The sequence below is a fragment of the Dolichospermum sp. UHCC 0352 genome (assembly GCF_009711925.1).
GTDB classification, from domain to species: Bacteria; Cyanobacteriota; Cyanobacteriia; order Cyanobacteriales; family Nostocaceae; genus Dolichospermum; species Dolichospermum lemmermannii.
The window spans coordinates 1-6541 of record NZ_VIKY01000133.1; the positions used below are offsets into that span (position 1 = coordinate 1).

The window sequence follows — 6541 nt, forward strand, 5'->3', positions numbered from 1 at the left end:
ACTCTACTACATCAGCCCTCTCTCTTCATCCTCTTTTTTTGGCTACAGTATTGAGAGAAAATCCAGTTTGATGTTTGAATATTCAGATTGACAGGGCTAGTCCTAAACTAATTCTTACAGACAATGACTTAAAGCAATAGCGTATCCCTTACGGGACTCGAAAGAGATAGCACGACTTAGGAATCGCTCTGCTCGTCATAGGCATTGCTTTGTACAATCACCCCTGGTACTACCCTAGACAAAATTCTTCAGGGAAACTTTCAGGCTACAATATTCGATATCAACTACAGATATCATGCCTACCAACAAGACCCCACCCAGCGAGATGATCCGCGTGCCTAATGTACTAATTCCGGTAGTACGGCAACTAGCAAAAATCCACCGTGATGGTCACACAACACCGTTATTGCAAGGATTACAGGAATTGATAGCGCAGTTCGATAGCAGCGTAAAACTGGAAGCAACCAGTGAATTACAGCAGGTGGAGGAGAAGCTGGGGGAACTGGAAACGCACCTTTGCCAGCAAGATCAACAGGTGGCCACTAAATTGGAAGTGCTTGGTAAACAGTTAGAGAAAATTGAAAAAGCAATCGCTTCTGGCAAATACAGTGGTGGTAATTCTAGACCCCGGCGCTCAGGGTATCCCTACCAGTATCAACAACAAGCAGTAGAAATCAAAGAATTTGCTCCTGAGAACTTAGCGCAACGGTTGGGGGTAACACAGCAGAGTCTAATCACAGAACGGGAAAGCAAGAGTGAGCAGGAATTTATCAGTTGGTCCAGAAACCGAGATCCCAGTAGTTTAGGGTGGAAATTTCAGATTAGTGATGGGTTGTATTATCCAGTAAAGACTCACTAAAATTTGGGTTGTATCTCTGTAGAATCCTCTTGACAACCGTTAATTAACCCCATCACCCATCAATTTTGCTCCTAACACAGATAACGTTAATTATCTGTGTTTGAGGGATTTATTAGTCCAAAACCGCTGCCGATATCAGGGATGTGAGGATTTCCTAGTTTCAATGCTTAAATAAAAGAAGAAACCCCACCACCGGGCAGGGTTTTGTACGCATTTTTTTTGTTATATCTTTATGTTAACTCGATATCAGCAAGAGGTGGCAACCTCGAAGATGGCTGATGTTGCCAATACTGCCCAACTCGTGGCTCTGTGGTTGGCAACTAAACGCAGTAAGGAGTCTCACCGGGCTTATGAGACGGATGTGCGCTATTTTATTGGTTTTCTGTTACAGTCATCACTGGAGTCGGTAAGGCTAAATGATCTTGATCTAAGAACTGTAACTATTAATGATGTCCAGGCGTTTGCCGATTTCTTGGAGACTCATCCGGCGGCGAAAACAGGTAAGCCTTTGTCTGCTGCTAGTCGGGCGAGGAGAATTGCTGCTATCAAAAGTCTGCTGAACTATGGTTGCAAAATTAAATATCTCCAGTTTAATGCGGCGGCGGATACTTTGTTACCGAAACCAAAAGATACCTTAGCAGAACGCATACTGTCGGAAACGGAGGTGATGACGATGGTGGCCTTAACGAGTAATGTGCGCGATCGCTGTTTGATTCAGTTTCTCTATTATACTGGGGCAAGAGTGGGGGAGGTGGGGCTGTTGCGTTGGGCTGATATCCGCCCCAATCGGGATGACCAGGGACAGGTGAGTTTGTTTGGCAAGGGGGATAAGTCGCGGACGGTTTTAATTCCCAAGAAGTTATATTCGGCTTTGTTGGCTTTGCGTGCTGCTGATGACACGGGCAAGTCTGCGGTGTTTAAAAGTCGCAAGGGGGGTGAACCGTTGCAGCCCCGGCATATCTGGGAAATTGTGGGGGAGGCAGGGCAGAAGGCGGGGATTCAGGGGAAGGTAAGCCCACACTGGTTAAGGCATTCCCATGCTTCTCATAGTTTAGATAGGGGTGCGCCGGTGCAGTTGGTACAGCAAACTTTGGGGCATACTTCGTTGCAAACTACGAGTAGGTATGCCCATGCTAAACCAAGCGATAGTAGTGGTCTTTATTTGCCGGGGTAGGCCAGGAGCAACACAGAAACTATTATGAAACAGCACCTACTTTTATTCTATTGGTGGAATTTAGGGATTATTTAAGTCAGTTGTTTGGCTTGAAGGGCTTGAAGGTGGATGTTGTTACTAAGAACGGGCTTAAACCTCGGATTCGTGAGCGTGTTTTGGCTGAGGCAATTTATATATAATGTATATTACCGAAGAGCAAAAAATTATGCAAATTACTTTAGACATACCTGATGAAATGGCGCGAAATTTAGAATCTCGCAAGGAAGATTTACCCCAAATTTTGGCTTTAGGACTGCGAGAAATTAGTGCTAATCCGGCAACGGGTTTTTCTGGACTAACTGAAGTTTTAGAGTTTTTGGCAAAGTTACCATCTCCTCAAGAAATTTTAACTCTCCGTCTTTCTCATAAGCTTCAGGCTGAAATTGAATCTCTTTTAGACAAAAATCGTCATCAAGCTTTAGATGAAAGGGATCTGTGTCTGTGGCAACATTATGAGTTTATTGAGCATTTGGTACGTCTTGCTAAGGCTCAAGCTCTGCTCAGGTTACAACAAGGTGCATGAGTAAAACTTATATTCCTACTAATCTACGACAAATTGTATTTGAACGCGCTCAGGGGTGTTGTGAGTATTGTCTAATTCCAGAGATGTTGGTTTTGGCTACTCATCAGATTGATCATGTGATTGCGGAAAAACATGATGGTGCAACGGTGTTAGAAAATTTGGCGCTGTCCTGTTCGCTATGTAATCAGGCTAAAGGTAGTGATATTGCTTCAATTGATCCAGAATCTGGTGAGACAGTGAGACTTTATCATCCGAGAAAGGATAATTGGGGTGAGCATTTTTTGTTTGATGTAGAAAGCGGTATGATTCAACCTTTAACCCCAATTGGGCGGGTGACTGTTAAGTTATTGCGGGTGAATCGTATGGAGTATCTGCCTGTGCGTAAGATAATTGCTCAATTGGAATCAAATAAAAATGAATGAATTAGAGAATATGCTGATATATAAATATTTACGGGTTGATGTGGCGGTTGTATTGTATGGGCTACGGTTCAGCTTTCTTTACCATCACTAAAAGCAGTTATAGTGATGGAATTAGAGAAGATGCTGGGTAGATAGATGTGAGATATGCTCAAAACGGCTTAATTGTTCCTATAGATACCCTACTCAAAATTTCCCCCAAGAAAATTTAACGATTTTCAAACCCCGACAAATCAAACAACGACAACTGCCCCAGAGAAACATTACCCTTACCACCGCGATGATAACTAAGATGACATTTTGGACATAAAGCTACTAGGTTTTCGGGTCTGTTGTCTGATGGATCACGATTCCAGTGATGAACTTGTAAATATGCACGGGATTCTTTTGATTGATCTGGAGGTAAAACACGATTACATTTTTGACAACACCAATCAGCTTTTTCCTTAATGGTTTTGGCTAGTTGTTTCCAGTATTTTGGGTATCCCATGATAACTGTTGAATCTTAATATCAGCATTTTACTATTATTAAATAATAACATTTTTGTTGATAAATGTACCAATAAATTACTATCTTTTCTTTATTATTAGGATTTTATTAATATAGATATATGGTATAATTGCAATTAGGATTTTATTAATGTTTTTGATAAATAGATATATGGGGTATAATTACAATATTGCTTTAATTGACAATTATAATAATTATTTATCAATGCGAAACCTGACTCCTGCTTCAATTTTCTTCAAAATCCTCAACTCCAGTATTGGTAAACTTCTATGATTTTATAGACAGACATTGCCAAATATAGACAAATGTCTTAAAATAATTGTGAAGGTCGAGAAAGACTTTCCATGAAACTATCAGATTATGCTAAATCAATAGGAGTTAGTTATAAAACAGCCTAGAGAATGTGGAAACGTGGTGAACTCAACGCTACACAATTAACAACAGGTACAGTCATAGTCAATTTCGATAAACCAATCAACAAAGGAGTTGTTAATTTAGCAACAGAAAGGACTGATGATTTAATGCACGATTTTGTTTCGATTATTACTTCTTTTTGTGCAAGACTTTACTCAATTAGAAGACGGACTCGGAAAACAGAGTGTATTATAGAATGTCTTCAGGAGGATGAATGCAACTAACCGAAAGACACATCATCAAAAAAACTCATAAACATTACAGAGAAATTGATAGGCTTTGCTTTCTTTCTAAAAATCTCTATAATGTTGCCAACTACTTAATTAGGCAATCCTTCTTTAAAACTGGTGAAATTCTCAATTATAATCAGACCCAAAAACTATTACAAAGTCAGTTTGATTATAAAAATCTACCAGCGAAAGTAAGTCAGCAAATATTAATGATTTTAGATAAGAACTGGAAAGCATTTTTTCAAGCACAAAAGGCTTATCAAGAAAACCCATCTAAGTTTTTGGGTAAACCAAAATTACCTAAATACAAACATAAGGAAAATGGGAGAAACCTTTTAGTGTATACTATACAGGCTTTATCCAAACCATTTCTATGCAAAGGACTTATTAAACTTAGCCAGACTGAGATAGTTTTCCCTACTCAAGCTAAAAAAATAGCACAAGTGAGGATTATTCCCAAACTTAATCATTATGTTATTGAGGTGATTTATCATCAAGAAGAAAAACCAAAACAGGTAGATAATAAGAGAATTGCCAGTATTGATTTAGGATTAAATAATTTGGCTACTGTAACTTTCAATCAAGCAGGTTTAATACCTTTCTTGATCAATGGCAGACCGTTAAAATCCATTAATCATTTTTTTAACAAAAAGAAAGCTGAACTACAGGCTATTCTCAAAACTACAACTTCAAAAAGATTACAGAATCTTTGTATAAAACGCAATTTTAAGGTTGATGACTACTTGCATAAAGCCAGCAGATATTTAATCAATAAATTGGTTGAATTAAATATAGGTACTTTGGTAATTGGCAAAAATGAAGGTTGGAAACAAGAACTGAATATAGGTTCTAAAAATAACCAAAATTTTACTCAAATACCACATACCAGATTTATTGAACAGTTGACCTATAAAGCAGAATTAGAGGGAATATCTGTAATTATCACCGAAGAAAGCTACACATCTAAATCTAGTTTTTTAGATCAAGATGTACTCCCAACATATAAAAAAGGGGAAAACCATTCTTTTAGCGGTAAGAGAATTAAACGTGGTCTTTATAAATCGGCTCAAGGTATTTTAGTTAATGCAGATGTAAATGGATCACTAAATATTCTCAGAAAAGCAATCCCTAATGCTTTTGCAGATGGGATAAAGGGGATTGTAGTTTCCCCAGTCAAGGTAACACTTTCAAAGTAAAAGATATTTGTCTATATTTTTTACAACTATAACCCCAATGTTAATTAAACCTCAAATTAAAACTCCAGAGAAATTACCGTTTTTAGAAAAATTATGTTGGCAAAGAGAAAATATAGAAAATCTTACTCCTTTAGAAATGCTGAGAATATATGAACGCGGGTGGCATTACCGGGGAGTTTTAGGCGACTTGAGCCAAATAGAATCCTTATTTGTGCAACAATTAGCTCAATATTATCATTCATGGTTAGGAGCAAAAATGTTTGAAAGGGAATTTAATCAAAAAATTTTAATTGTTCTTAATCAATTAAATGCTAATTTTTTATTAGAGTGTGGCGCGTATTTTGGCGGTGGGACTCTGGTTAGTTTAAATCATGGGGAATATAGATTAAGCAAGGATATAGATTTTCTCTGTTCCACTGGTACTGGCTACCGATTACTGCGACAAAAAATAGCTGAAAATCAATATAATGCTCTTTTTAAGACTCAAAATAATCTCAACCTACCCGGAGAAATTAAAGCTGACCAGTACGGAGTAAGATTTGCCATTGTAGTTGATGAAACTCTGATTAAATTTGAGATAATTATGGAAGGACGGATTGAATTGGGAGAAGCAGATTATCCCAGTTGGTCGCCTGTCCCATGCTTAAATGAAATTGATAGTTTTGCGGAAAAACTTTTAGCCAATTCTGACAGATGGAATGATTCCTCGGTAGAGTCGAGAGATTTAATTGATTTGGCGATGCAAAGGCTCAATTCTCCTATTCCTCAAGCAGCTATTGAGAAGGCAGAATTAGCTTATCCTGTAATTGAACCTTTAAAAAAAGCGATCGCCTTTTTCCAAAATCACCCCAATTATCGAGACAAATGTTTTGCGGCTTTGGGAATTGCCGAACCCAGTAAAATTATTGATGGTATTGATTTAATTGCGGCTGATTTTAATTTAAACAAGACACCTAGAACATTTAGCGAATCTAGACAAGACTGGGAATGACAATTAATCGCTTTTCTTCGCGGCAAACACAAACAAATCTACTCTTTTCTAAGAAAAGTGTGTGACATAGGTGCTACAGTCATAATTCATTGAGGATTTTCCCACAAAGTTGAAGCCACAGAGATATCATATCTTTGTCCTGTTTCTGTAATTTGAACCCACATTCCGCACCCCAAACTGTCACA

Annotated in this window: 8 protein-coding genes; 7 read left to right on the top strand and 1 reads right to left on the bottom strand. The window is 38.1% G+C overall.

Annotation, left to right across the window (positions count from 1 at the left end; translation table 11 throughout):
• Positions 1–295 precede the first annotated feature (295 nt).
• The 4 genes from FJR06_RS09225 to FJR06_RS09240 all read left to right on the top strand — a co-directional run bounded on the left by FJR06_RS09225 (position 296) and on the right by FJR06_RS09240 (position 3017).
• Positions 296–859 carry a hypothetical protein gene (locus tag FJR06_RS09225; protein ID WP_168651287.1) on the top strand — a complete coding sequence of 188 codons (564 nt, stop codon included), beginning with the start codon at positions 296–298 and terminating at the stop codon, positions 857–859.
• A 232-nt stretch (positions 860–1091) separates the two neighbouring features.
• Positions 1092–2033, top strand: coding sequence for a tyrosine-type recombinase/integrase (locus FJR06_RS09230; RefSeq protein WP_168651288.1), 942 nt, complete (start codon positions 1092–1094; stop codon positions 2031–2033).
• Positions 2034–2211: 178 nt separating this feature from the next.
• On the top strand, positions 2212–2595 hold the full coding sequence (locus FJR06_RS09235; protein ID WP_254434407.1) for a hypothetical protein: 384 nt from the start codon (positions 2212–2214) through the stop codon (positions 2593–2595).
• Complete coding sequence (locus tag FJR06_RS09240) at positions 2592–3017, top strand: HNH endonuclease (protein WP_168651289.1); 426 nt, start codon at positions 2592–2594, stop codon at positions 3015–3017. The genes FJR06_RS09235 and FJR06_RS09240 overlap by 4 nt, the downstream gene beginning before the upstream one ends.
• Positions 3018–3222: 205 nt before the next feature.
• Here the strand turns inward: FJR06_RS09240 and FJR06_RS09245 are convergent, their stop codons facing one another.
• Positions 3223–3504: an HNH endonuclease signature motif containing protein gene (locus tag FJR06_RS09245; RefSeq protein ID WP_168651290.1), complete on the bottom strand. Its 282-nt coding sequence runs from the start codon at positions 3502–3504 to the stop codon at positions 3223–3225.
• Positions 3505–3926: 422 nt separating this feature from the next.
• Between FJR06_RS09245 and FJR06_RS09250 the strand changes: the two genes are divergently transcribed.
• The 3 genes from FJR06_RS09250 to FJR06_RS09260 are packed head-to-tail and all read left to right on the top strand — an operon-like array spanning position 3927 to position 6356.
• A complete protein-coding gene (locus FJR06_RS09250) occupies positions 3927–4163 on the top strand; it encodes a hypothetical protein (RefSeq protein ID WP_217357016.1) in 237 nt (78 codons plus the stop codon).
• On the top strand, positions 4154–5365 hold the full coding sequence (locus FJR06_RS09255) for an RNA-guided endonuclease TnpB family protein (protein ID WP_168651291.1): 1212 nt from the start codon (positions 4154–4156) through the stop codon (positions 5363–5365). Before FJR06_RS09250 ends, FJR06_RS09255 begins: the two co-directional genes overlap by 10 nt.
• A 37-nt stretch (positions 5366–5402) precedes the next feature.
• Complete coding sequence (locus FJR06_RS09260) at positions 5403–6356, top strand: nucleotidyl transferase AbiEii/AbiGii toxin family protein (protein ID WP_217359772.1); 954 nt, start codon at positions 5403–5405, stop codon at positions 6354–6356.
• Positions 6357–6541: the final 185 nt, after the last annotated feature.